21 protein-coding genes and 1 other RNA gene are annotated in these 23048 nt (G+C 40.2%); 4 read left to right on the forward strand and 18 right to left on the reverse strand.

The window, feature by feature from the left end; translation table 11 throughout:
- Positions 1-234: a hypothetical protein gene (locus D8991_RS06145; protein WP_120489271.1), complete on the forward strand. Its 234-nt coding sequence runs from the start codon at positions 1-3 to the stop codon at positions 232-234.
- Positions 235-272: 38 nt separating this feature from the next.
- On the opposite strand, the gene D8991_RS06150 is transcribed toward D8991_RS06145, so the two are convergent.
- The 4 genes from D8991_RS06150 to D8991_RS06165 all read right to left on the reverse strand — a co-directional run bounded on the left by D8991_RS06150 (position 273) and on the right by D8991_RS06165 (position 4776).
- Entirely contained in the window at positions 273-1238 is a 966-nt protein-coding gene (locus D8991_RS06150; protein WP_120489272.1) for a Gfo/Idh/MocA family protein, read from the reverse strand.
- Positions 1239-1253: 15 nt separating this feature from the next.
- The gene (locus D8991_RS06155; protein WP_120489273.1) at positions 1254-2567 is read right to left on the reverse strand and encodes a dihydrolipoamide acetyltransferase family protein; all 1314 of its coding nucleotides are present in this window, start codon (positions 2565-2567) and stop codon (positions 1254-1256) included.
- Between the two features lie 88 nt (positions 2568-2655).
- Positions 2656-2980: RNase P RNA component class A (gene rnpB, locus D8991_RS06160), an RNA gene on the reverse strand.
- A 587-nt stretch (positions 2981-3567) separates the two neighbouring features.
- The gene (locus tag D8991_RS06165) at positions 3568-4776 is read right to left on the reverse strand and encodes a TCR/Tet family MFS transporter (RefSeq protein ID WP_120489274.1); all 1209 of its coding nucleotides are present in this window, start codon (positions 4774-4776) and stop codon (positions 3568-3570) included.
- An 83-nt stretch (positions 4777-4859) separates the two neighbouring features.
- Between D8991_RS06165 and D8991_RS06170 the strand changes: the two genes are divergently transcribed.
- The gene (locus D8991_RS06170) at positions 4860-5174 is read left to right on the forward strand and encodes a DUF4286 family protein (RefSeq protein WP_120489275.1); all 315 of its coding nucleotides are present in this window, start codon (positions 4860-4862) and stop codon (positions 5172-5174) included.
- A gap of 51 nt (positions 5175-5225) precedes the next feature.
- Here D8991_RS06170 and ligA read toward each other — a convergent pair whose 3' ends face one another.
- Positions 5226-7226, reverse strand: coding sequence for an NAD-dependent DNA ligase LigA (gene ligA / locus D8991_RS06175; RefSeq protein ID WP_120489276.1), 2001 nt, complete (start codon positions 7224-7226; stop codon positions 5226-5228).
- An 88-nt stretch (positions 7227-7314) separates the two neighbouring features.
- Between ligA and D8991_RS06180 the strand changes: the two genes are divergently transcribed.
- Both D8991_RS06180 and D8991_RS08925 read left to right on the forward strand, forming a co-directional pair.
- Positions 7315-8358, forward strand: a complete 1044-nt coding sequence (locus D8991_RS06180; RefSeq protein WP_120489277.1) for a DUF3810 domain-containing protein — start codon at positions 7315-7317, stop codon at positions 8356-8358.
- 2 nt (positions 8359-8360) lie between these two features.
- Positions 8361-8516, forward strand: coding sequence for a hypothetical protein (locus D8991_RS08925; protein WP_160224446.1), 156 nt, complete (start codon positions 8361-8363; stop codon positions 8514-8516).
- 89 nt (positions 8517-8605) lie between these two features.
- Here the strand turns inward: D8991_RS08925 and D8991_RS06185 are convergent, their stop codons facing one another.
- From D8991_RS06185 to D8991_RS06245, 13 genes are all read right to left on the reverse strand, one after another.
- A complete protein-coding gene (locus D8991_RS06185) occupies positions 8606-9274 on the reverse strand; it encodes a porin family protein (RefSeq protein ID WP_120489278.1) in 669 nt (222 codons plus the stop codon).
- 9 nt (positions 9275-9283) lie between these two features.
- Positions 9284-10156: a succinate--CoA ligase subunit alpha gene (sucD, locus tag D8991_RS06190; RefSeq protein ID WP_120489279.1), complete on the reverse strand. Its 873-nt coding sequence runs from the start codon at positions 10154-10156 to the stop codon at positions 9284-9286.
- Between the two features lie 152 nt (positions 10157-10308).
- The gene (locus tag D8991_RS06195; protein ID WP_120489280.1) at positions 10309-12102 is read right to left on the reverse strand and encodes an ABC transporter ATP-binding protein; all 1794 of its coding nucleotides are present in this window, start codon (positions 12100-12102) and stop codon (positions 10309-10311) included.
- A gap of 9 nt (positions 12103-12111) precedes the next feature.
- Positions 12112-13425 (reverse strand): UDP-glucose dehydrogenase family protein, encoded by a 1314-nt coding sequence (locus D8991_RS06200; protein WP_120489281.1) that lies wholly within the window; start codon positions 13423-13425, stop codon positions 12112-12114.
- A gap of 158 nt (positions 13426-13583) precedes the next feature.
- Positions 13584-14891, reverse strand: coding sequence for a UDP-N-acetylglucosamine 1-carboxyvinyltransferase (murA, locus tag D8991_RS06205; protein ID WP_120489282.1), 1308 nt, complete (start codon positions 14889-14891; stop codon positions 13584-13586).
- On the reverse strand, positions 14888-15523 hold the full coding sequence (locus D8991_RS06210) for a DUF4290 domain-containing protein (RefSeq protein ID WP_120489283.1): 636 nt from the start codon (positions 15521-15523) through the stop codon (positions 14888-14890). The genes murA and D8991_RS06210 overlap by 4 nt, the downstream gene beginning before the upstream one ends.
- Before the next feature lie 125 nt (positions 15524-15648).
- Positions 15649-16161 (reverse strand): DUF2480 family protein, encoded by a 513-nt coding sequence (locus D8991_RS06215; protein ID WP_120489284.1) that lies wholly within the window; start codon positions 16159-16161, stop codon positions 15649-15651.
- Positions 16158-16628 (reverse strand): hypothetical protein, encoded by a 471-nt coding sequence (locus D8991_RS06220; RefSeq protein ID WP_160224443.1) that lies wholly within the window; start codon positions 16626-16628, stop codon positions 16158-16160. Before D8991_RS06220 ends, D8991_RS06215 begins: the two co-directional genes overlap by 4 nt.
- Before the next feature lie 2 nt (positions 16629-16630).
- On the reverse strand, positions 16631-17137 hold the full coding sequence (locus D8991_RS06225) for a hypothetical protein (RefSeq protein ID WP_120489286.1): 507 nt from the start codon (positions 17135-17137) through the stop codon (positions 16631-16633).
- 11 nt (positions 17138-17148) lie between these two features.
- Positions 17149-17700, reverse strand: coding sequence for an RNA polymerase sigma factor (locus D8991_RS06230; protein ID WP_120489287.1), 552 nt, complete (start codon positions 17698-17700; stop codon positions 17149-17151).
- Between the two features lie 59 nt (positions 17701-17759).
- Positions 17760-19601: an ABC transporter ATP-binding protein gene (locus D8991_RS06235; RefSeq protein WP_120489288.1), complete on the reverse strand. Its 1842-nt coding sequence runs from the start codon at positions 19599-19601 to the stop codon at positions 17760-17762.
- Between the two features lie 18 nt (positions 19602-19619).
- A complete protein-coding gene (locus D8991_RS06240; protein WP_120489289.1) occupies positions 19620-21317 on the reverse strand; it encodes a glycoside hydrolase family 3 protein in 1698 nt (565 codons plus the stop codon).
- 425 nt (positions 21318-21742) lie between these two features.
- Complete coding sequence (locus tag D8991_RS06245) at positions 21743-22879, reverse strand: BspA family leucine-rich repeat surface protein (protein WP_120489290.1); 1137 nt, start codon at positions 22877-22879, stop codon at positions 21743-21745.
- Between the last annotated feature and the right edge of the window lie 169 nt (positions 22880-23048).

Genomic DNA, 23048 nt, shown 5'->3' on the forward strand with positions numbered 1-23048 from the left:
ATGAAAACAATACAAATAAAAGCTCCTGACTTTTTCGAACTCCTAAAACTAAAAGAAACTTCTATGTGGGATATTTTCTCTCAAATGATTGACGGTGAGGAAAAGCATATCATCTTCCTCAACTCCGAAAACACCCCAATTTTCAGCTATACCCTTCCCAAAACTTTGGAAAAACTCCGCAAAGACCGAGAAGTTTTCTCAGCAGAATTTCAAAAAAAGATTCAGCAGAACTAATAAGAAAACATAAAAAAGAGAGAATTTTTCTCTCCTCTCTATTTATTAATAAGTTCTGCTATTTTCAGGGCTACTTTCAGCGCTTCTGTACCGTCTTTTAAGGGGACTTGTATCGGTGTATTCTTTTCTATTGAGTCTGCAAAGGCATTAAGCTCATCGAGTATCGCATTATTAGGCTCTATCTTGGGATACTCAAAGAGAATCTGATTTTTTTCTCCTTCGGCGTTTTCTATAATCATATCAAATTCGGAAGGTTCTTTCGGTGCTTCTTTCATTCGGATAACTTCTGCCTTTTTCTCAAAGAAATCTACCGAAATATAAGCATCTTGCTGGAAGAATCTACATTTGCGCATCGCTTTCATCGATATTCTGGAAGTCGTAAGATTCGCTACACAGCCGTTTTCAAATTCTATCCGTGCATTGGCAATATCTGGCGTTTTGCTCACCACACATACTCCGCTGGCGTGTATTTCTTTTATCTCAGATTTTACAATGCTAAGGAGGATATCCAAATCGTGAATCATCAGGTCTAATACCACCGAAACATCGGTTCCACGAGGGTTAAACTCCGCCAAACGGTGGATTTCTATAAACATCGGATGGTGGATATAGCCCTTAGTCGCAATAAATGCAGGATTGTACCGCTCCACATGACCTACTTGCGCCTTAATTCCTTTCTCGGAGCTGGATTTCATTATGCTCTCTGCCTGCTCTAAGGTCTGGGTAACGGGCTTTTCTATAAAGAAATGAATACCTCTGTCTATCGCTTTTTGGGCATAATCATAATGATAAATAGTTGGGGTAACGATGTCTATTACCTCCACCTGAGAGAGCAATTCATCAAAATCTTCAAAGAATGTATAACCAAACTCAGCTTCAAGGTGCTTCCCGCTCTCCACATCTTTATCGTGAAAGCCTACAAGTTCATATTTTTCCGATTGATGGAGTAATTTCAGGTGAATTTTCCCTAAATGCCCCGCTCCTACTAATCCTACTCTTAACATTATCGGTGGAGTTAATTAAACCTCTGTATCTAAATCCCAGCTTTCAAGGTAATCATTTACCCTTTTCAGGAATAATCCGCCCAAAGAGCCATCTACCACTCGGTGGTCATAGGAATGAGACATAAACATCAAGTTTCTAATGGCAATTACATCTCCATCTTTGGTTTCAAGGACTGCGGGCTTCTTCACAATAGCCCCTACTGCTAAAATAGCAACCTGTGGCTGAGGAATGATAGGCGTCCCCATCAGATTCCCGAAGCTCCCTACATTGGAGATAGTATAAGTAGCGCCTTGCGTATCCTCCGGTTTTAATTTCTTATTCCTCGCTCTGTGTGCAAGGTCGTTAATCGCTTTTGCAAGCCCAGAGAGCGAGAGCTGGTCTGCATTTTTAATTACAGGCACGATGAGGTTACCGTCTGGCAGCGCCGTAGCCATACCTATATTGATATTTTTCTTTTTAATAATCTGGTCTCCATTTACAGAGATATTAATCATCGGGTAATCTTGGATAGCCCTTACCACTGCTCTCACGAATATCGGCATAAAGGTGAGTTTCTCGCCCTCACGCTTTTCAAACAGAGATTTATTTTTGTTTCTCCATTTTACCACATTGGTTACATCAGTTTCAATAAATGAAGTTACATGCGGAGAAATCTGCTTAGACTTCACCATATTCTCAGCGATGATTTTCCTCATCCTGTCCATTGGGATAATTTCATCTCCAGCACTTGCAGAAAGTGTTTGTACAGTCTGTGTTTGAGGCTTAGCCTCCACCTTAGGTGCTTCTTTCGTTTCAGTACGAGCTACTTCTGCTTTGGCAGGCTGGGAGCCTCTATTTTTCACAAAGGCGAGGATGTCATCTTTGGTAATTCTACCTTCCAGACCTGTACCTTTTATGCTGGCAAGCTCTGCTTCTGTAATTTTTTCCTGCTGGATGATGGACTTCACCAATGGCGATAAAAACTGCCCTGATTCCCCGCTCGCAACTGCTTTGAGCGGCTCTTCCAATGCAGCAACTACCTCTACAGCAGGCACTGATTCTTCTTTCTGAGGTGCTTCTACGGCTTCTGCATCTGCTGTACCCTCTCCTTCAATTTCTAAAATGGCAATAGGCTCTCCTACTTTTGCTATTTCGTCTTTATTTTTTAGAATTTTTACCAATTTCCCAGACACGGGAGTGGGCACATCAGAATCTACCTTATCTGTTGCGATTTCTACTACGCTATCATCTTCATTTACCCTATCGCCCTCATTCACGAGCCAAGTAATTACTGTTGCTTCCATAACGCCCTCGCCCATAGAGGGGAGTAATAATTTATATTCTGCCATTTTCTTAATTTTTGATGATGCACAAATATAAACAAATTTGCGGAATGTATAATATTAAGCTGATTTTTTGAGAAAAATTGAAAATAAAAACGCGAGAAAGTCTATAAGCCGGATTCTGTACCTCGAAACCGAGATGCCTGTTATTTATCTACGCCATACATTGCTGCATAGCTTGAGCTGATTACCCCTCGGCATTCGGAGCGGGCACTCCTATTCTGGCTAAGCCAAAAGAACCGATATACTTATCATTGCTCCGCATAGAGTTTACCTGATTTCACTACAGCCGTACTGTACATTCTTTCTGTTGCACTTGTCCTCGCCTCGCGGCGGACGGATGTTATCCGCTATGCTTCCCTGTGGAGTCCGGACTTTCCTACCCTCCAAAGTGGAGAATCAACAGGCCAACTTTCTCGCGACCGCAAATATACTATTTTGCACCATAGCATACCCTAGCCAATAAAATAACCTCAACATCCCCCCTCCCCCCACCTAGCTAGCGAAGCAACCACTCGCGTGAAGAGCACCCTCCTAGCAGGGGAGGCAACCACTCGCGTGGCAGACGATTAGCCACAGCATAGCAGGCAATTATTTCTAAGTGCTCCCCACGTAGTGGGCTTGGATGAAACTAGAAACGCTCGAATTTTCCTCCAATGAGAAAAATATTAACAAGATTCACGCGAATTTTCCTCCGATGAGAAAAATATTAACAAGATTCACGCGAATTTTCCTCCGATGAGAAAAATATTAACAAGATTCACGCGAATTTTCCTCCAATGAGAAAAATATTAACAAGATTCACGCGAATTTTCCTCCAATGAGAAAAATATTGACAAGATTCACGCGAATTTTCCTCCACACCGTAGCCGGTGGGGCAATTATTTCTAAGTGCTCCCCATAATGAACTCATAAAATAAAAGAGGAAAAGATTAGAAAAAACTCCTTCTCCACGCTAAAAGGATAAGTCCCTCAGCTGGAAGCTGTGCATCACCTGCAAGGTGGGCTATCGCTTGAAACTATGCCTTACGAGAAGGATACCGATGATAAAAAGGAGAAAAGCAAGGAAAAATGGTGCTCCTGGGAAAACAAATGGTGCATTTTCGTGGGTGAAATAATAGAAGAGGTTGGTCATTAAGGGTGGACCAATGATAGAGGTGGCGCTCATCAGCGATGTGAGGGCTCCTTGGAGTGCACCCTGCTCATCGGAAGGTACATTTTTCGTAATTCGGGACTGCAATGACGGCCCGCTAACCCCACCCAAGCAGTAAGGAATAAGAAAGGCAAACATCATCCATCCCTGAGAGGCAAAAGAGAAGAGGAGCATACCTATGGCATACATCATTAGCCCGTAGAGAATATTGTTTCGCTCACCAATCCGCCTTGTACTCCATCTGATAAGCACCCCCTGCACCAAACCAACCAGCAGCCCGATGAAACCGAGCGAAAGCCCGACCATTTTCTCCGTCCATCCGAATTGATACATCACGAAATAGCTCCAATTGCTCTGCACAGCGTGGAGGGCGATTTGTATAAGGATTAGAGCAACAACAAGCCGAGAAAGCGTAGGATATTTGGTGAGAAAATGCAACGAACCGACAGGATTAGCTCTCTTCCACTCGAATGGGCGGCGTTTTTCTTTCGGAAGACTTTCAGGGAGCACGAAATACCCATAAAGGAAGTTTAAAAAGCATAAAACGGCAGCAGCATAGAACGGCACCCGCGAGCCATACGCCCCGAGCAAACCTCCGAGCACGGGACCAATGATAAAGCCCAAACCAAATGCCGCACCTATCATCCCAAAATTCTTCGGCCTATTTTCATCATTAGAAATATCAGCGATATAAGCGCTGGCAGTGGTAATACTCGCCCCCGTAACCCCTGCGATAATCCGCCCAATGAAGAGCCACCAGATATTGAGCGAGAGGGCAAGGAAGATATAATCTACCGCAAAGCCAAAAAGCGAAAGCAAGATAATCGGTCGCCTACCATATTTGTCACTGAGATTCCCCACAATAGGCGAGAAAACAAACTGTACAAAAGCATAAGCAAAACTAAGCCATCCGCCATATTTAGCGGCTTGGCTTATATCGCCATTGATGAGTTCTTCTATTAATTTTGGTACTACGGGGATGATGATGCCCCAGCCTGTAATATCAATTAGCAGCGTGATGAAAATAAAGCCCATCGCTGCATTTTTCTGTGTGTTTTTCATAAAAATTGGGGCAAAGATAATCGTTTTCCCCTTATCTTTTTTTACTGAAAACTCTATTTTTGCACGAGAACAAATACGAATTTATGAGCATACTTAGCCTTACCTTCCACTGCCCAGAAGCTGTAATTAAAAACTGGGAAAAATACTTTAATCAGCAACTTCTCCAGTCTATTCAAGGGTTTAAAAGCGTTCATCAACATATCTTCTCCGAAATATATTCTGAAATGATAAACGAAGGCAAAAACTATAACCTCCTCTTATTCTTCAATACTTCTTCCGACAGGGATGATTTCCTAAACTCTGAGCTCTTGCACCTAAAAGATACAATAGAGACTAGTTTCTCAGGAGAAGTAATGACTTTCGCTACCCTGCTAAATGCAATAAGTAGCAGTCTTTAAGTAATAAGCAAAAGTTGTTAGGTGATTATTTATAGGTAAGTGCTCCCTACGCTATTGGGAAATTAAATTGAGGAATTCCTGCTCATCTAAAATTCTAATAGTCCCTATAGCTTGGGCTTTTTTGAGTTTGCTACCGGCCTTCTCTCCTACTACAAGATAGTTGAGATTTTTAGACACTGCAGAGATATTCTTTCCGCCGTGCTTTTCTACCATATCTTCGGCTTGCTCGCGGGTAAATAGACTGAGCTTACCCGTAAAAAGAAAAGTTTTACCCTTGAGGATATTGCTAAGAGTTTCAGTTGTGCTCTCTTTCCTCTCCATCTGCACGCCATAGGACTTTAGTCGCTCTACGAGTAGGAGATTTTCAGCGTTTTTAAAGAAGCGTATCAGACTTTCGGCAATTTTATCGCCTACATCTTCTACCTGTATGAGTTCATCAAAAGAAGCGGTTCTCAGTGCATCTATATTGGGGAAAGTTTTTACGAGTTTTTTGGCTACGGTCTCCCCGATATGCTTTATACCAAGCCCAAAGAGAACTTTCTCGAAGGGAATTTCCTTAGATTTTTGTATTGCATCTATGATGTTTTGTGCGGATTTCTCTGCCATTCTCTCGAGTGGGAGCAGTTGCTCTTTGGTAAGGGTGTAGAAATCGGCAGGGTTCTCTACCAGCTGATGACGGTAGAGGAGCTCTATGGTTTCTTCACCGAGATTCTCAATATTGAGTGCTTTTCGAGAGACGAAATGTATCATTTTTCCGATGACCTGCGGTGGGCAGTGCATTTCATTTGGGCAGAAGTGTACTGCTTGGGTGGGTATCTTAATAAGAGGTGTACCGCACTCTGGACAGTTTTTTATATAGCTCAATGGCTGCTGGAGGAGGCTTCGCTTTTCTGTATTTACCCCCACTATTTTGGGGATAATCTCCCCACCTTTCTCTACATAGACAAAGTCATCATTATGCAAATCCAGTTTCTTGATAATATCCTCATTGTGCAAAGAGGCTCGTTTCACGATAGTCCCCGCCAGTAGAACGGGTTTTAGATTTGCCACAGGGGTTATGGCACCCGTACGCCCCACTTGATAATCCACACTAAGAAGCTCAGTTTCTACCTTTTCGGCTTTGAATTTATACGCCATAGCCCAGCGAGGAGACTTTGCTGTATAGCCGAGTAGCTGCTGATGTTTAAGAGAATTAACCTTAATGACAATACCATCTATTTCAAAAGGGAGATGATGCCTTTCTTTATCCCAATAATTGATAAACTCCTTTATTTCATCTAAATTTCTACAGAGCTTTGCCTGATCTTCTGAAACTTTAAAGCCCCATTTCTTAGCCTTTGCCAGAAGCTCCCAGTGAGTCTTTGCAGGAAAGTCTTCTGCGATATACTGATAGAGTACAGCTGAGAGATTGCGCCTGCGAACCTCTGCAGAATCTTGTATTTTAAGACTTCCACTGGCAGTATTTCTCGGGTTCATAAACAAGTCCAAACCTTCTTCTCGCCGGCTTTCATTGAGCTTTTCAAAGTTCTTTTTTGTAAGATAAATCTCTCCACGAATATGGAATTTTTGAGGGAAATCACCCCTTAATACAAGAGGAATATCAGATATAGTACGAACATTTGCTGTAATCTCATCTCCCTGAATACCATCTCCTCTGGTAACGGCTTGGGTGAGTTTTCCATTTTCATAGGTAATGGAGATAGAGGCACCATCGTATTTCAGCTCTGCTACAAATGTAATGGGCTCATCTATCGCTTTTTCAAGGCGATTCTTCCAGTTTTTAAGGTCATCAAAATCGTATGAATTATCCAGAGAGTACATCCTGTACTGGTGCTGGACTGTAGGAAAATTGCGAGTAATGCCCCCTCCTACCCGCTGTGTGGGCGAATTGGGTGTTGAAAATTCAGGATATTGCTGCTCAAGCTCTTGTAATTCCTTCAACTTGGAATCAAATTCAAAGTCGGAAATCGTAGGCTCATCCAAAATATAATAGTTGTAATTATGCTGATGAAGCTCCTCGGCTAGTTGCTCTATTCGTTGCTTAATATCCATAAAATTCCACTATAATTTTGCAAGCAAATGTACAAAAACAAGGAGAAAACAAAGATGAAGAACCCTATATTTGCGCAAAAGTAAAGAGATGCCAATACATAAAAAAAGGTTTTGGAGCATAGCTCTATTAGTGCAGATTGCATTGTTTTACACATTGTCTAAAATCGGTTCTGCTATATACTTTTTTGAACTCCTTTTTGAAGTTCAGAAAGAAATACACACCAAAATATTTTCATTATTCCCTTTCTCATTTGGAGATACAGCCTACATCTTATTAGGAATTTATATTTTAATACTGATGAGCGGTTTATCAAAGCCTAAGAAGAGGAAGAAATCATTATTAAAACTTCTCATTACCTTAAATATTTTCTATTTTATCTACCAAATATTCTGGGGTATGCTTTACTTTCAAGAACCGATAATCAATAAACTCCCAGAAAAACAAATCACAACCGAAGAGCTGAAACAACTTAGCTTAAAATATCTCGAACTCTGCAAAAAAGAAAGGGAGAGGACAAAAGAGAATGCACAAGGTGTCTTCATTATAGAAGATATAAATGCATTAAAATTAGAAATAATAGAGTTGCAAAAGAGTCTCCCCAAGAATCTTATAGATAAGAAAGCGATCCAATCACAGAGTATTAAAAACAGCCTGTACTCTCCCATAATGAACTATGCGGGTATTCTCGGGTATTATAATCCTTTTAGTGGAGAGGCACAAATCTGCTCTACCCAACCCGATACCTATATCCCCTTTACCATTGCGCACGAAATGGCTCACCAAAGAGGCTATGCAAGGGAACAGGAAGCACACTTTATCGCATTTCTTACAGGAAAAGAGGCAAAATCAGCCAGTCTTCGTTACAGCACTTATTATTTTATACTGAAAAGCCTTCTGAAAACACTGTATGATAAACATACTGATTTTGTAGAAAGTGTATTGGAAAGCTATTCTCCTGCAATGAAAAGAGATCAGGCGTATGAACTTGAATTTAATGCTAAATATGGAGGAAAAGCTGAGGATCTTTTCCGAAAAGCCAATGATATATTCCTAAAAACCAATCAGCAGGAAGGTGTCATCACCTATTCTTACTTCCTCGAGCTCTTTATTAGATACGAGTCTGAACAATAAAAATGGCTCATATTTTACAATATGAGCCCAAAAACACAAATGATGAAAAAAAAATTATTGCTCCTCAAGAATTACTCTTTCAAGCGGAGCAAAATTACAAAAAAAAACTAATGAAGCAAATGTTTATTAGAAAAATACCCACCCCTATAGAATTTTAACAGAATTTAAATAATTTTAAAGATATAAAAAAAAATAAACTCCTTAACCTATTAAAAGTTAAGGAGTTTATTATATAGCCTTATTTTTCTTAGTCGAAAATATAATTTAGACCAACACTTAAAACCTGTTCGGATTTCTTTTTTTGGATATTAGGGTCTCCCCCATATTCTGTCATCAAGCCTTTATAAGTGTTAGAAAGTCCCAAATCATATCGTATACTCAGTTCTAACTTCCTTTTATAGCTAAAGCCTACACCTGCTCCAATAGCAAAGTTAAACCCATTAGCCTTCCCATTCGTATCAGAGGAAGTATGATTAGGGTCATAAATATCCTTCGCTGCATCTGTAACTTTTTGATCAATTAAAAAGTTGAATCTTGGACCTATCAATCCAAAAAACTCAGATTCTGCCTCTGAAAAGAAAGCCTTAAAATAAATTGGAATACTAATATAGTTATTAGCATAAAGAGCATTATAGCCATGTTTTCCTTTTGCTGCCTTATCTTTACCCGTTTCCCCAGCACCATAATAGACTATTTCTGGCTGAAAGTAAAACTGGTCATTTTTATCAATAGGAATTAAGGCCAAAGCTCCTGCTTGGAAAGTATATCTTGGCCCAGAAGGATTATGAGCATTCTTCACTCTTGAATAATTCATTCCTCCGATAACACCAAATCTCGTACTGCTAAAGTCTATCTGAGCAGAAAGAGATAAAGATGTAGCAATCCCAAGAACTAAACTAAAAAAAACTTTTTTCATTCTTTAATTTTATCCTAATACTTTAGCTACAGTAGAGCCTATATCGGCAGGAGAATCCACTACATGAATACCATTCTCTCTCATAATTGCCATTTTAGCCTGTGCTGTATCTTCTGCTCCACCTACAATAGCACCAGCATGCCCCATTGTTCTACCTTTAGGAGCAGTTTGCCCTGCGATAAAGCCTACTACTGGCTTAGTAGAGCCACTTGCTTTGTACCATCTTGCTGCTTCAGCTTCTAATGAACCACCAATCTCTCCAATCATTACAACTGCATCGGTTTCTGGGTCATTAATAAATAATTCCAAAGCCTCTTTTGTAGTAGTGCCAATAATTGGGTCGCCTCCAATACCAATGGCCGTAGACACACCAAAGCCAGCTCTTACTACCTGGTCAGCAGCTTCATAAGTAAGAGTTCCAGATTTTGAAACAATACCTATTTTACCTTTTTTGAAAACAAAGCCCGGCATAATACCAATTTTTGCTTCTTCTGATGTAATAATACCTGGGCAGTTAGGACCGATAAGACGGCATTCTTTATCTGCAATATAAGCTTTTACTTTTACCATATCAGCAACTGGAATACCTTCGGTAATACAAACAATAACCTTAATTCCCGCTTCTGCTGCTTCCATCACCGCATCAGCTGCAAATGCTGGTGGTACAAAGATAATAGATACATTAGCTCCAGCCTTTTCTACTGCTTCTGCTACGGTATTAAATACAGGCTTACCAAGATGCTCTGTACCTCCTTTTCCTGGGGTTACACCTCCTACTACATTAGTACCATATTCAATCATCTGGCTTGCGTGGAAAGTTCCTTCATTTCCTGTAAATCCTTGTACGATTACTCTAGAATCTTTGTTTACTAATACTGACATTTTATTTATACTTTTATTATAATTAAAATTTAGATTTTTTACCTGTTAAAAAATTTTGGTAAATGTAAGAATTTTTACTGAATAAGTCTTATGCTTGAGAAATAATATTTTTAAAGCCCATAATTCTGTGATTACAGGCTCTAAAATATACTTTAAAGTTCTTGAAGTTCTACCATTCGCTTAAATCTGTCTGACTTATCTATAAGGTCTTTATAGCTTCCAGAAGCTAATATTTTTCCTTTATCTAATAAATAAATAGTATCTACATTCTTAATTGTGGAAAGTCTGTGAGCTATAATAATCATAGTGAATTTTCCGTGGAGCATATCGATATTATCTTTAATATACTTTTCCGTTTCTGAATCTAAGGCAGATGTAGCTTCATCCATAATGAGGAGCTCCACATCTTTATAAAGCTCCCTTGCAATAGATATTCTTTGCTTTTGGCCTCCCGAAACCAATACTCCATTATTTCCTAATGTAGAATCTTCTTTATACTCCAAATTCTCCACAAAGTCTTTCATCGATACCATATCCATTACTTTATAAAACTTTTCAAGGGTCTGAGGCGTTTTTTCTGCCCAAAAAGTTACATTATTAAATAAAGTATCATTAAATATTACAGGCTCTTGGGTAATATAGCCTATCTTACTCCTATATGAGTTTAAATTAGATGTATAAAGGGATTTATTCTCTACAATTACCTCTCCCCTGTGTGGAATTTGAAGTCCGCAGATTACATTTGCCAAAGTAGTTTTACCAGCACCACTTTCTCCAACAAAAGCTATTGATGTTTTAGGAGGAATATTCATATTCAAGCCTTTTAATACTGGAGTATTTCCAAAAGTAATCTCTAAATCCTTAACTTGTATATCTTCTATCTTATGAATAGGAGTAGAATTTTGAGGTTCTTCATTCTCCTTAAACTCTTTTATAATGGTATCAATAGATTCAATAGCCGTAGAGTTTCTAACAAAACCTGCCCAAGCTCCCTGTAAATTAACCAGATAGCCTAAAGCCCTATAAAACAATAATAAGCTAACCAATATAGAAGCCAAATCCCCATTAAAAATCTTTATCTGAATAATAATAACAAGTGCAATAATCATTATAATCATTGGCTCACGGGCATTGACCATAATGGCCTCCAATTTTGCTATTCTTAAATTATATTCATCATTATCTATTATATTATCTCTTAAGCGATGATTATACTCTTTTGAGCTATTGGTTGCTTTCAGATATTTAAAATTATTTATTGCCTGAATCAGTATTTCATTAAAATTATTACCAAGATTAACTATTTTCCTTGAATATTTCCTAATAAGAGAATTAATATATTTATATATAAAATCAGTGACATAGCCTCCTATAGCAACCATAATGGCAAATTGCCAATTAGAAACCGCAGCTAATGCCAAGTAAGTAAGCAACATCGTGGCAAACTGGATAGAGTTAAGAAACATAGTCATCGCAGTGATTAGCCTACCCGCCTCTCCAAAAATATGATTCTGAATTCTCCCAACACTCATTGTAGTAAAGCCTTCATAAGAGAGTTTTTCTAAACTGTCTACAAGAGTAAATCTGAGTTTCCTTGTGGTAAGAACATTCACTTTTGCTATATAAGCAGTCTTTAAATAATTAATAACTCCCTTTGCTGTAAACAAGAAAATCATCAGCAGAAGCATATTAACAACCGTGAAACTTATTCCCAATGATTTTATAAAGTCTATAACCAATTGCAACTGACCGAGGGATTCATTCGCATTACTGCTGTCCGTAGCCGCTGAAAGTAGTGGAATAAACATCGTAAGGCCGATACCATCTAATATTCCAACAAAAGCGTTCAGTATAATAAAGGAATAGATATGCCAACCAAGTATATTTTTAAAGTACCTGAAATATCCTACTATTGAATGCCTCTTAAATCCGTCGTTTTTGCTCATTATCGCCACTTATTTATTAATCACTCTCCTACCAATACTCTTATAATAGAACCCTGTGCCTTCTACTTGCTCTAATGAGAAAACATTCCTTCCATCAAATATCGCTTTGTTCTTCATTTTTTCTGCCATCAGCTGGAAATTAGGGTTTTTAAACTCCGACCATTCAGTAGCGATGAGCAATGCGTCGGCATTTTCAAGGGCAGAATACATATCTCCCGCATAGCAGATGCTATCTCCGAGTATTTTTCGCACATTTCCCTCTGCTATTCGGTCATACGCGGTTATTTTCGCTCCTTTCCCGAGAAGAATCCTAATATTATCAAGAGAAGAGGCTTCTCTTATGTCATCTGTGTTTGCTTTAAACGCTAAGCCCCATAGTGCGATATTTTTACCATTTAGATCACCATTAAAATAGCTTTCAATATCAGAAATAAGGATGGTTTTCTGTGATTTATTAACATTTTCGGTTGCTTCAAGGAGTTGAAACGAGAAATCCTCTTCCTTACCTGATTTTACGAGGGCTTTCACATCTTTTGGGAAGCAGCTCCCTCCATAGCCAATACCTGGGAACAAAAATCTATTACCAATCCTGTCATCACTCCCCATCCCGAGGCGTACTTTATCTACATCCGCGCCTACTTTCTCGCAGAAGTTCGCTATTTCGTTCATAAAAGTGATCTTTACAGCGAGGAATGAGTTAGATGCATACTTCGTGAGCTCGGATGACTTCTCATCCATAAAGATTATAGGGATTCCTGTGTTAGTAAAGGGCTGATATATCTTCTCCATAACGATTTTTGCCTTTTCTGAGCTACATCCCACCACTACTCTGGCGGGGTTCATCGAGTCTTTTACAGCAAAACCCTCTCTCAGAAACTCAGGGTTGGATACTACATCAAACTCCACCGCCGTTTTAGCAGAAATCACTGCTTTTACCTTGTCGGAAGTGCCTACGGGAACGGTAGATTTGTTCACAATGACTTTATAATCGGTTATAATTTCTCCAATCTGCTCCGCCACATCGAGTACATACGAAAGATCGGCAGAACCATCCTCACCTGGAGGAGTTGGAAGCGCAAGGTAGATAACTTCGCTCTTGTCAACCGCTTCTTTTAAATCGGTTGTGAAAAACAGCCTCTGTGCCTGAATATTTCTTAGGAACATTTCTTCAAGGTTGGGCTCATAAATCGGAACGATACCCTGCTTCATTCGCTCCACTTTCGCTGAATCTATATCCACGCAATAGACTGAGTTCCCGAGCTCCGCGAGTGTAGTCCCCGTTACCAGACCTACATACCCTGTACCTACTATTGTAATATTCATTTGAATAAACTTTAAGAATCAAGTTGCAAAAATAACAATTTTCCAATAAAAGCCCATTGTATAAGGGTGTTTAGAGACAAGCAGTAGATGGTAAATACATACTGCTAAACACTTACTCTACGGCTAATACCTGTCAATAAAAAAAGAGGCGATGCCTCTTAAATTCTTTGGATATCTGCGCCGAGGGCTCGTAATCTGCCGTCGATGTTTTCGTAGCCACGGTCTATTTGCTCGATGTTGTGGATGATGGACTTACCCTCAGCGGACAGAGCGGCGATGAGTAGAGCATTGCCGGCGCGTATGTCGGGAGAAGTCATCGTTGTTCCACGAAGAGGAAACTCGTGGTTGAGCCCTACAACGGTTGCTCGGTGAGGGTCGCAAAGAATGATTTGCGCCCCCATATCGATGAGTTTATCTACGAAAAATAGGCGAGATTCAAACATTTTTTGGTGGATGAGAACGGTTCCTTTCGCTTGCGTAGCAACAACTAAGACGATGGATAGAAGGTCTGGCGTGAAACCAGGCCAAGGAGCATCGGAGACGGTGAGTATGGAGCCATCAATAAACTTCTGTATCCTGTAATTTTCCTGTGCGGGGATGATGATATCGTCGCCCTGCTGCTCCAATTCGATACCGAGCTTGCGGAAGGTGGAAGGAATAACGCCCAACTGATTCCAATTGACATCCTTAATGGTAATATTTGATTTCGTCATCGCTGCTAAGCCGATCCAAGAGCCTATTTCCACCATATCGGGGAGCATTGTGTGGTCGGTACCATGCAAATGGCTTACGCCCTCGATGGTGAGCAGGTTAGACCCGATGCCTGAGATGTTCGCGCCCATTCGGTTGAGCATTTTGCAGAGCTGTTGCAGGTAGGGCTCGCAAGCAGCATTGTAAATTCTGGTTTTTCCTTTCGCCAAAACGGCTGCCATTATGATGTTTGCGGTTCCCGTTACGGAAGCCTCTTCTAATAAGATGAACTTCCCGTGGAGTTCCTTTGCTTTAAGGGTGTAGAAGGCGTTATCTTCGTCGTAGGAGAAGTCTGCACCGAGCTCTACAAAGCCCTGAAAGTGAGTATCCAGCCTTCGTCTGCCAATTTTATCGCCCCCAGGGGTAGGCATACAGGCTTCTCCGAATCTGGCAAGCATTGGACCGAGGAGCATTACGGAGCCTCTGAGGCGAGCGCCGTCTTTCTTGAATTCTGGGGATTTAATGTAGTTAAAATTAACTTCATCTGCCTTAAAAGTATAGTCCCTGTGGGCATTTTTGGTTACTTTAACGCCGAAATCGCCTAAAATCTCAATTAATCGGTTTACATCATGGATATCTGGGATGTTTTTTATCCTTACTTCCTCGTCGGTAAGGAGTACGGCGCAGAGAATTTGGAGTGCTTCGTTTTTAGCACCTTGTGGTGTTATTTCCCCATTGAGTTGCTTCCCTCCCCGTATTACAAAAGTCCCGCTCATTCTGATTTTCTCTTTTTATTATTGAAGTTTTTGTGCCTATTGTTCTGTGCTTTGTACTTATTATTTGAATTATTCTTGTTCGGATAGTAGATTTTGCTCTTGTCTAATGAACTGATATTGGTTAAATCCAATCTGTTGTCCGAAAGTTCTTTCAAATGGCGGAAAATCACCTCATCAGCTACATGCTCTTTATTATAGACATTGTAAAACTTCTTCATATTATTGGCTATAACGGCTACGAGGGCGTCTTTTTCGTCTCCATTTGCGAGAGAAATCGCTTTTTCTATGAGCTGAAGGATGCTTTTACCGTAAAATTTGTATTCCCCTTGTAGTTTAGGGTATTTCATTCGGTTCGGCTGAACATTGAAGTCCTCCTTTGAGGGAATCGGGTAGGGAGAATCTACATCTAAGTCGTAATCTGCAAGTATAAACAAATGATCCCAGAGTTTGTGCTTGTAGTTTTCTGCATCTCGTAGGTGAGGATTGCGCTGTCCCATAAAATGGACAATTGATTTTGCTACTTCATTTCTTTCTTGACGGTCTTGTATGGCTTTACACTGCTCTACAAGGTTTTGTATGATTCTTCCATACTCAGGGAGGTGGAGGTTGGTCCTCTGTGTGTTGTATTCCATAGTTGCAAATATATAAAAATTGTTTCCAACGGAGTAGAATGGATATGTCTGCGGTTATCATCAATATAAAAAGTGGTAAATATTGATGATGAAATGGTTTTTACGATGAGATAATGGGGCGTTGTTTATGGATTTTTGAAAATCGGTACATTGGAGCAGGCTTCTCCGAACATTAGGGACTTCACTATGGGTTTTAGGGCTTGCACCAGCTCTACATAGGCATTCTCTGGAATTTCTTGCTCGGCACAACCTTTAACCAAGACCCTTTTACCTTTCAGAGAGGTGAAATCGTAGGACAATATAGCGTCGTGCATCAGTAGATTTTCGAGTACTTCCCTCGTTCCAAAGATAATTTTTTCGGCTACCCCTGTGAGCTTTGCTGTTAGCAGGAAATATGCCCAAAGTGGTACGATAGCATCCGCTGAATTAAAGATATAAACGAAAGCTCCTCGGTAGTCCTCTGTAGCTATCTGGCGAATGCTCTCACGGAAGTCTTTTTCTTTAAGTATTAACCCCTGAAAGAGGAAATCTTTAAGGTCTATACCAATTCTTTTACCGGTAGGAATGAGGGTTGAAATATCAAAATTGATAAGTCCGCTCTCCGATACTCGATTTTTTATTTCAAGGTCTTCGCTCATTGCTTAATCCCTTTATTTTTCTTGTCATCTATCTGACAATGTCTCGTCCTTACCTTTTCTTTGATAATCCCCTCCACTTGGAAAAGCTTCAAAATCTGCTGTGGACTGAGAATCGCCTGCATTTCTTTTGCAAATTTCCTCCTGTTGGCAATCAACTGCTCCCCCACGATGAAGCCCTGCTCTATTTTAGCCTGAGCTTCGGCATCACTGAGCTTATGAACATCAAAAACGGGGTTAAAAGTCTTTTTAATCCTTCTATTCTCCTCGTGATATTGTTTATGAATCTGCTTAAAGGCGTCTTGCTTGTCTGGTGCTATGCCCAGCTCATCTATTAAAAGCTGCTCACGGTATTTCCAGAGCTCTTCTTTCCTCTCTTTTGGGTCCTGATTATGAGATCTCTTGTCTGTTTTCTGAGCATTAAGACTCATTGCGAAAAATAACAGAAATATTACAGCTGATTTTTTCATTTTTAATAAAATATATCTAAATATACATCGGGTTCTGACTCATTTACCAACTGATTAATCTCCACATTGGAGTAAGAAGAGATAAGTTCGTCTATATTTTTATCAATATTCTTATGCATGATAGTATGTAAATTCTGAACAGGGGGATTTGTCTCGGGAATGATAGTTTTTACTGCGGTATAATGGATTTTCTCCTCCTCAATTTCGGTATGAGGCTGTACTTCTATAGCCGTATCTTCTTGGTAAGTGAGCAATACCTCCTCTCTGTTTGCTGGTAAGGTTTCCTCTCTTTGATGCTTGAATAAAACAAAGCCTCCAATGCTAAAAATAAGGACAACTGCCGCTGCTACAGCATATTTCCCAAATAGCTCAATGACTTTAGCATTAGAAACACTACTCTTATGGAGCGATAACTGAGAAAATACGCGGGATTGCACCCCTTCAAATAAATGCTCAGGAGTTTGGTATATATTTTCCCTTTTCAGCTTTTCCAAATCCAAGTTTTTCATCTTTCCAAAGTTTAAATATCCGAGTTTTGTTTGATGTATTCCTCTATTTTCTGCTTAGCATAGTGATAGTTGGTCTTCAAAGTTCCCACCGACATATTCAGTACCTTGCTTAATTCCTCATACGGCAGCTCATCATAATACCTCATCGTGAATACCAGCTTCTGCTTCTCCGGAAGGCTGTGTATTGCCTTTTGTAGCAAGATTTGTATCTCTTCTGCATCGTGTTTAGCATTATGAGCCACCCTATTCTGCAAATAAAAACTCACATCTCCATCTATTTTTTTCATTTTCTTCATCTTGGCAAGGTATTGAAGGGCTTCATTGGTAGCTATTCTGTATAACCAGGTGTAAAGCTGACTATCCTGCTTAAACTGATGAAAATTGCGATAAACTTTGATGAAGGTTTCCTGTAAGATATCTTGTGCAGACTCATTTTCTACCACCATACGACGGATATGCCAATACAAACGCTCCTGATAAGCATCCATTAGCATACGAAATCCCCTGTTACTCGTCTTTGGCTGACGCATTAAGGAGATGATTTCCTCGTCTCTATGCTTCATACTAAGCTATCGCAAGTTTTGATTTGAGAAAAATGAAAAAGTTAAATAGAGCTCTGTTCCTAATCTTGGAAATTTTGAAGTTCTACCAGTTTTTTATAGATACCCTCCTTTTGCAGAAGCTCAGTATGAGTACCCTGCTCTACAATTAGACCTTTTTCCATTACAACAATAAGGTCTGCTTTCTGAATTGTGGATAATCTATGGGCAATAATAAGCGAAGTGCGATTCTCCATCATTCTATCGAGGGCATTCTGAACCATCCTTTCAGATTCTGTATCCAAGGCAGAGGTTGCCTCATCCAAAATCATTACAGGAGGGTTTTTCAGTACAGCTCTGGCAATGGACACCCGTTGTTTTTGTCCTCCCGAGAGCTTGCTTCCATCGTCTCCTATGTTAGTATCATAGCCCTCCGAAAGCTGAGAGATAAACTGGTCAGCATTAGCGATTTTAGCTGCTTCTATCACCTCTTCTCTGGTGGCATCGGGCTTACCCATCAGGATGTTGTTATAAACAGTGTCATTAAACAAAACGGATTCCTGAGTAACCATACCTAAAAGACTTCTGTACTGGGCTAAGTTGAGATCTTTTATATTATTCCCATCAATCAGGATCTGCCCTTGGGAGACATCATAAAACCTTGCCAGAAGGTTGGCAACGGTAGTCTTCCCACTCCCCGACTGCCCCACCAATGCAATGGTTTTACCTTTCGGAATGCTGAGATTAAAATCTCTAAGGATTACATTATCCTTATCATATTGAAAAGTGATGTTTTTAAACTCAATCTTCTCCTTTAAATCTGAAATATAAACTGGGTTTTGAGGCTCTTCTATCTTTAAATCATAGTCTAACACCTCAGAAACCCGTTCCAAACTCGCTACCCCTCCTTGAATAGAAGATACTGCACTGGATAACTTCTTTGCCGGCTCTAATATTTGATAAAACATTCCTATAAACACCAGGAAAGTCTCTGGCTCCATAGATTGTTTCTCTATAATCTGAACCCCTGCAAACCACGCTATAAGGAGCATAGTAACCGAGCCCAAAAATTCACTCATAGGAGATGCCATTTCCCTCCTTCTGCTCATTCCTATAGCGTATTTCTGCCAGTTATCAGTCGTTGTATTAAAACGATTTTTAAGGATTTTATCGGCATTAAATATCTTAATCACTTTTGATGACTTCAAGGTTTCATCTACAAGCGAAAAAAGGTTTCCCAGTTCAGCTTGCGCTTGATGAGCCTGCCTTTTAAGGCTTTTACCTACCCAGGAAATCAGCCAACCCATTATTGGGAATACGATGAGGGAAAATAAGGTAAGATTAGGCGCAAGTAAAAATAGGGTAATAAGCGACGAAATAATCATAAATGGAGAGTTGATCACATCTACAAGGCTAGACATTATCCCACTCTCAACACTCCCTATATCATTTGAGATTCTCGAGAGCATATCTCCTTTTCGCTGTTCGGTAAAGAATGAAACGGGAAGTTTCAAGAACTTATCATACATCGCTGTACGGAGGTCTCGGGTAATCCCCACACGATAATTGACCAATAAAAACGCCCCTATATATCTAAACACATTCCTCAGCAGGAATGCTACTGCCGTTACGCTACACAAGACAGCCAAAACACTCACCGTACCATACTGCTCTATACTCAGCTGGATATGATAATACGCAGAATCTTTCAGATAAGAGAAATACCCACCATAATTTCCATTCCACTGAGGGGGTACAGAGGTATCAACTTTATCTACCGTACCAAACATCAGCCCTAAGATAGGGAGCATAGTACCGACGGAGAAAATATTGAGTACAGAGTATAGAATATTAAAAAACATACTACCCCAGAGGAACTTCTGATGAGGCTTTGCGAATTGCAAGATTCGTTTTGTGTATTTCATCGGGCAAAAGTACAATTTTTAATCTAAGCTCATCCCCATACCGTAAGTAATAGTATCGTTTACAAGGACGGGAATTCTTCCATTAATCGGCTGCTTGCCTTGCATAGATTGGGCAGTTGCCACCATAGAATCATCATTATTCTCATACGAGACCAATACGGTAGAAATAGGAGTGATATCAATATCTTTTAGAGCATAAGGACTACCAAATACATTCAGAATTACCTGATGATTCTCAGCTAAATTTAATAGCATCGCCTTACTCTTATCCGATATTTTATAAGGTTTATAGGCAGTAGAATTATCCTTATGAAGCCCCACAATGAGCTTTGAATTTCTTGGAATACTGGCTATTTCTTTTTCATTTTTAATGATAACGATGGTATTCTCCTTTGCAAGCTCATCAGCAAAGGCTTGATGAGGTGCTTCCTCTAACGGGAGATAATAATAAGTTTCATTTTTACTGAGGGGGAGCAAATGCTCATCATTCTTTATCAATGTAAGCGCTGCCGAGTAGAGCTTTTGAGCTAAGGCTTTATGTGCTGGCGAGCTCAATTCTCTATCGATATTCTCTGCTGAGAGCGGTGTATACTCCTTATTCAAGCCCAAATAATATTTCGTAAGGAGGATTTTCTTCACGCTTTCTTCCAATCTTTTTTGAGGGATTTCCCCAGCCTCAATCGCCTTCCTGATAAGCCTCTTCCCCTCTGCTACTCCCTGAGAAAAGAGCATAATATCATTCCCCGCCTTAAATGCCATAGCATCCAATTCTCCAGCTTTATACCTCTTCGCTACGGCACCCATATTAAGGGCATCGGTTATAATGAGCCCCTTGTAGCCCAGTTTTTTCTTTAATAATTGGGTAACGATATCATAAGAAACCGAAGCAGGAATGCCCGCCCTCTTCTCCAATGCCGGTACATAGAGGTGAGCCACCATTACCCCCCCAATACCTTTATTTATTAATGCCTTGAAAGGCGCAAGCTCTACTTCGTTTAATCTTTTGATCGAATGGCTCACCAGCGGTAAATCCAAATGAGAATCCACATCCGTATCTCCGTGACCAGGGAAATGCTTTATTGCTGCCAGAATATTCTGCTCCTGCAAGCCTTTGGAATAGTGGAGTGCCGACTGCACTACATTCCCCACATCGGAGCCAAAACTCCTATTACCGATAATCGGGTTTTTAGGATTGGTATTTACATCCACCACAGGGGCAAAGTCCCAGTGCACACCCACTTTCTTAGCGTCTGCAGCAATCTGTGCAGACATCTCGTAGAGCAATCGCTTGTCCTGAATCGCACCGAGTGTAATTGCCCAAGGGAGTTTATACGCGGTTTTTATCCTTTGGAAAAGACCCCACTCAGCATCCATACCCACCAAAAGGCGAACTTTCGCCTCCGATTGAAATTCATTCAACAGCTCTATCTCCCGCCGAGCATCATCCTGCATCAGAATAAGCCCACCAATCTTCTCATTTTTCACAACTTTCCTCACCTCTTCTATGTGCTCCTCGCCCTTATTGGTATAGAGCGCAATAATGAACAGCTGCCCCAGCCGCTCATCCATAGACAAGTGGTTATAAGTAGAATCTACCCAGTTTTTTGCTGCTTTCATCTCCTTATGGCTGTAATCTTTCGGGATAAATTGACCACAAATACCCGCACTTTGCAATGCTAAAATCACTACCAGCAGAGCCTTAACCCTATCTCTCATACCTGAAATTTCTTTTTATTAAAGGCACAAAAATACAAATTCCCCCCCTGCACACAAGTAGCAACTGGCGGTTAGCTTCTGGCGACTGGCTTTTAGCTTCTGGCTATTGGCCAACAGCTATTAGCCAATAGCCAGCGAATTGCATTATTGCCAATAAAACCCTGTTAAAATTATCAAGTTTGCACTGTTTTTGGGGTTTCACCTAGTTCGGAAGTGGGTGTTGGGTGGTCCCGAAGTGGCTACAGATGGCTGTTAGCTTTTGGCGGTAGGCGGTGGGTGGTAAGTTAAGTGCTCCCCACGCGAGTGGGTAAGTGCCCCCTCGTGCTAACGAGTGCTCCCCAGCGAGTGGGGACTAATGAAAAATTCCCAGAGCTATAGACTCTGGGAACACAGTTAATAATAAATATTTATAAAATGAAAAAATACTATTTCTTAATGATTTTCTCTGTATAAGTGGCTTTTTCAGTAGTGATTTTAAGGATATAAAGCCCTCTTGGGAGGCTACTCACCTCTCGCTGGCTTCCTACTAAGGTTTTAATCCATCTGCCATTTGCAGAATAAATCTCTATGGTCTTAATACTTCCTAAACCTTGAATCATCAGCTCATCTTTTACTGGGTTTAGCACAGAGAAAGCAGGCTTATGGGCTACATCTTCGGTTGATAAATCTGGCGTACAGGAGGGGTCATACGAATCGCCAGAGATTTTCCATTTTTTCTCATTGGTAAGGGTATTTCTGAAATCTTTTGCTCCCACGCCATAGGTTTTAGCAGAGGAAAAAGATACATTCTTGCCTGTATTGGGGTTCTCTGCCCAGCCTTTGAGGGCTTTGCTGTAATTCTCACAAGAGAGCCCTGAGCCTGTGAAAAAATCAGTCATTTGTGCGCCATCTTTTATCGCCCATCCTGCTAAATTCTGATTAAAAGCAGTAGCACCATAAAACATCTGGTTCATTCGTGTAACGCTGCTTACAGCCCATCCAGAGATATCTTGATTAAAAGCAATAGCCTCATAAAACATTTGATTCATAAATTTAACTTCGCCTACCTTCCAATTAGAAATATCGGCATTAAACTTACCTGCTCCTCTAAACATTGAGGTCATTGTTTCAACCTTACTTACATCCCATTGATTGATATTCGGTATGTTTGTTATGGAAGAGCAACCGCTAAACATACTGCTCATATCGGTTACAGTAGAGAAATTAGGGAGGTCTGTAGCGCTTATGGTCAGGTGAATGCAGCCTAAAAATGCACCTGTCAGGTCTTTTGCCCAAGTGATGTCTCCCCACTGCTGTATCTCTTTAAACTGCTCTGGGGTAGGCTGGGGTTCATCTCCATAAGAAAAACCCAACTCACCTGTCGGGCTAATGGAAATAATGTATTCCCCGTCCTGAGAGACATTGATAACCGTAGTGATATTGGGATCGCTATTTCCTGAGCCGAGTATTGTGGTTGGGAGCTCTACCTTTGCATAAGTATAGGAAAAAGTCCCTCTTGCCGGCAAGGTTATCTTCCCTTCTTTTGATTCCCATTTACCTATAAAAGGTCTCTGTGCAAACATTAGTACAGTACATACTAAATAAAATTGAAGTTTTTCTCATTGTTGATTAATTAAAAGTTTTTATCTATTATTTTATTATAAAAATAGTGGGCAAAAGTAAGAAAAATAAATAAAAAGCACTGCTGATTCTCTAAAATGAAGCCCCAAACCATCTCGGTTTAGGGCATCC

It is taken from the genome of Bergeyella cardium (genome assembly GCF_003614945.1).
GTDB classification, from domain to species: Bacteria; Bacteroidota; Bacteroidia; order Flavobacteriales; family Weeksellaceae; genus Bergeyella_A; species Bergeyella_A cardium.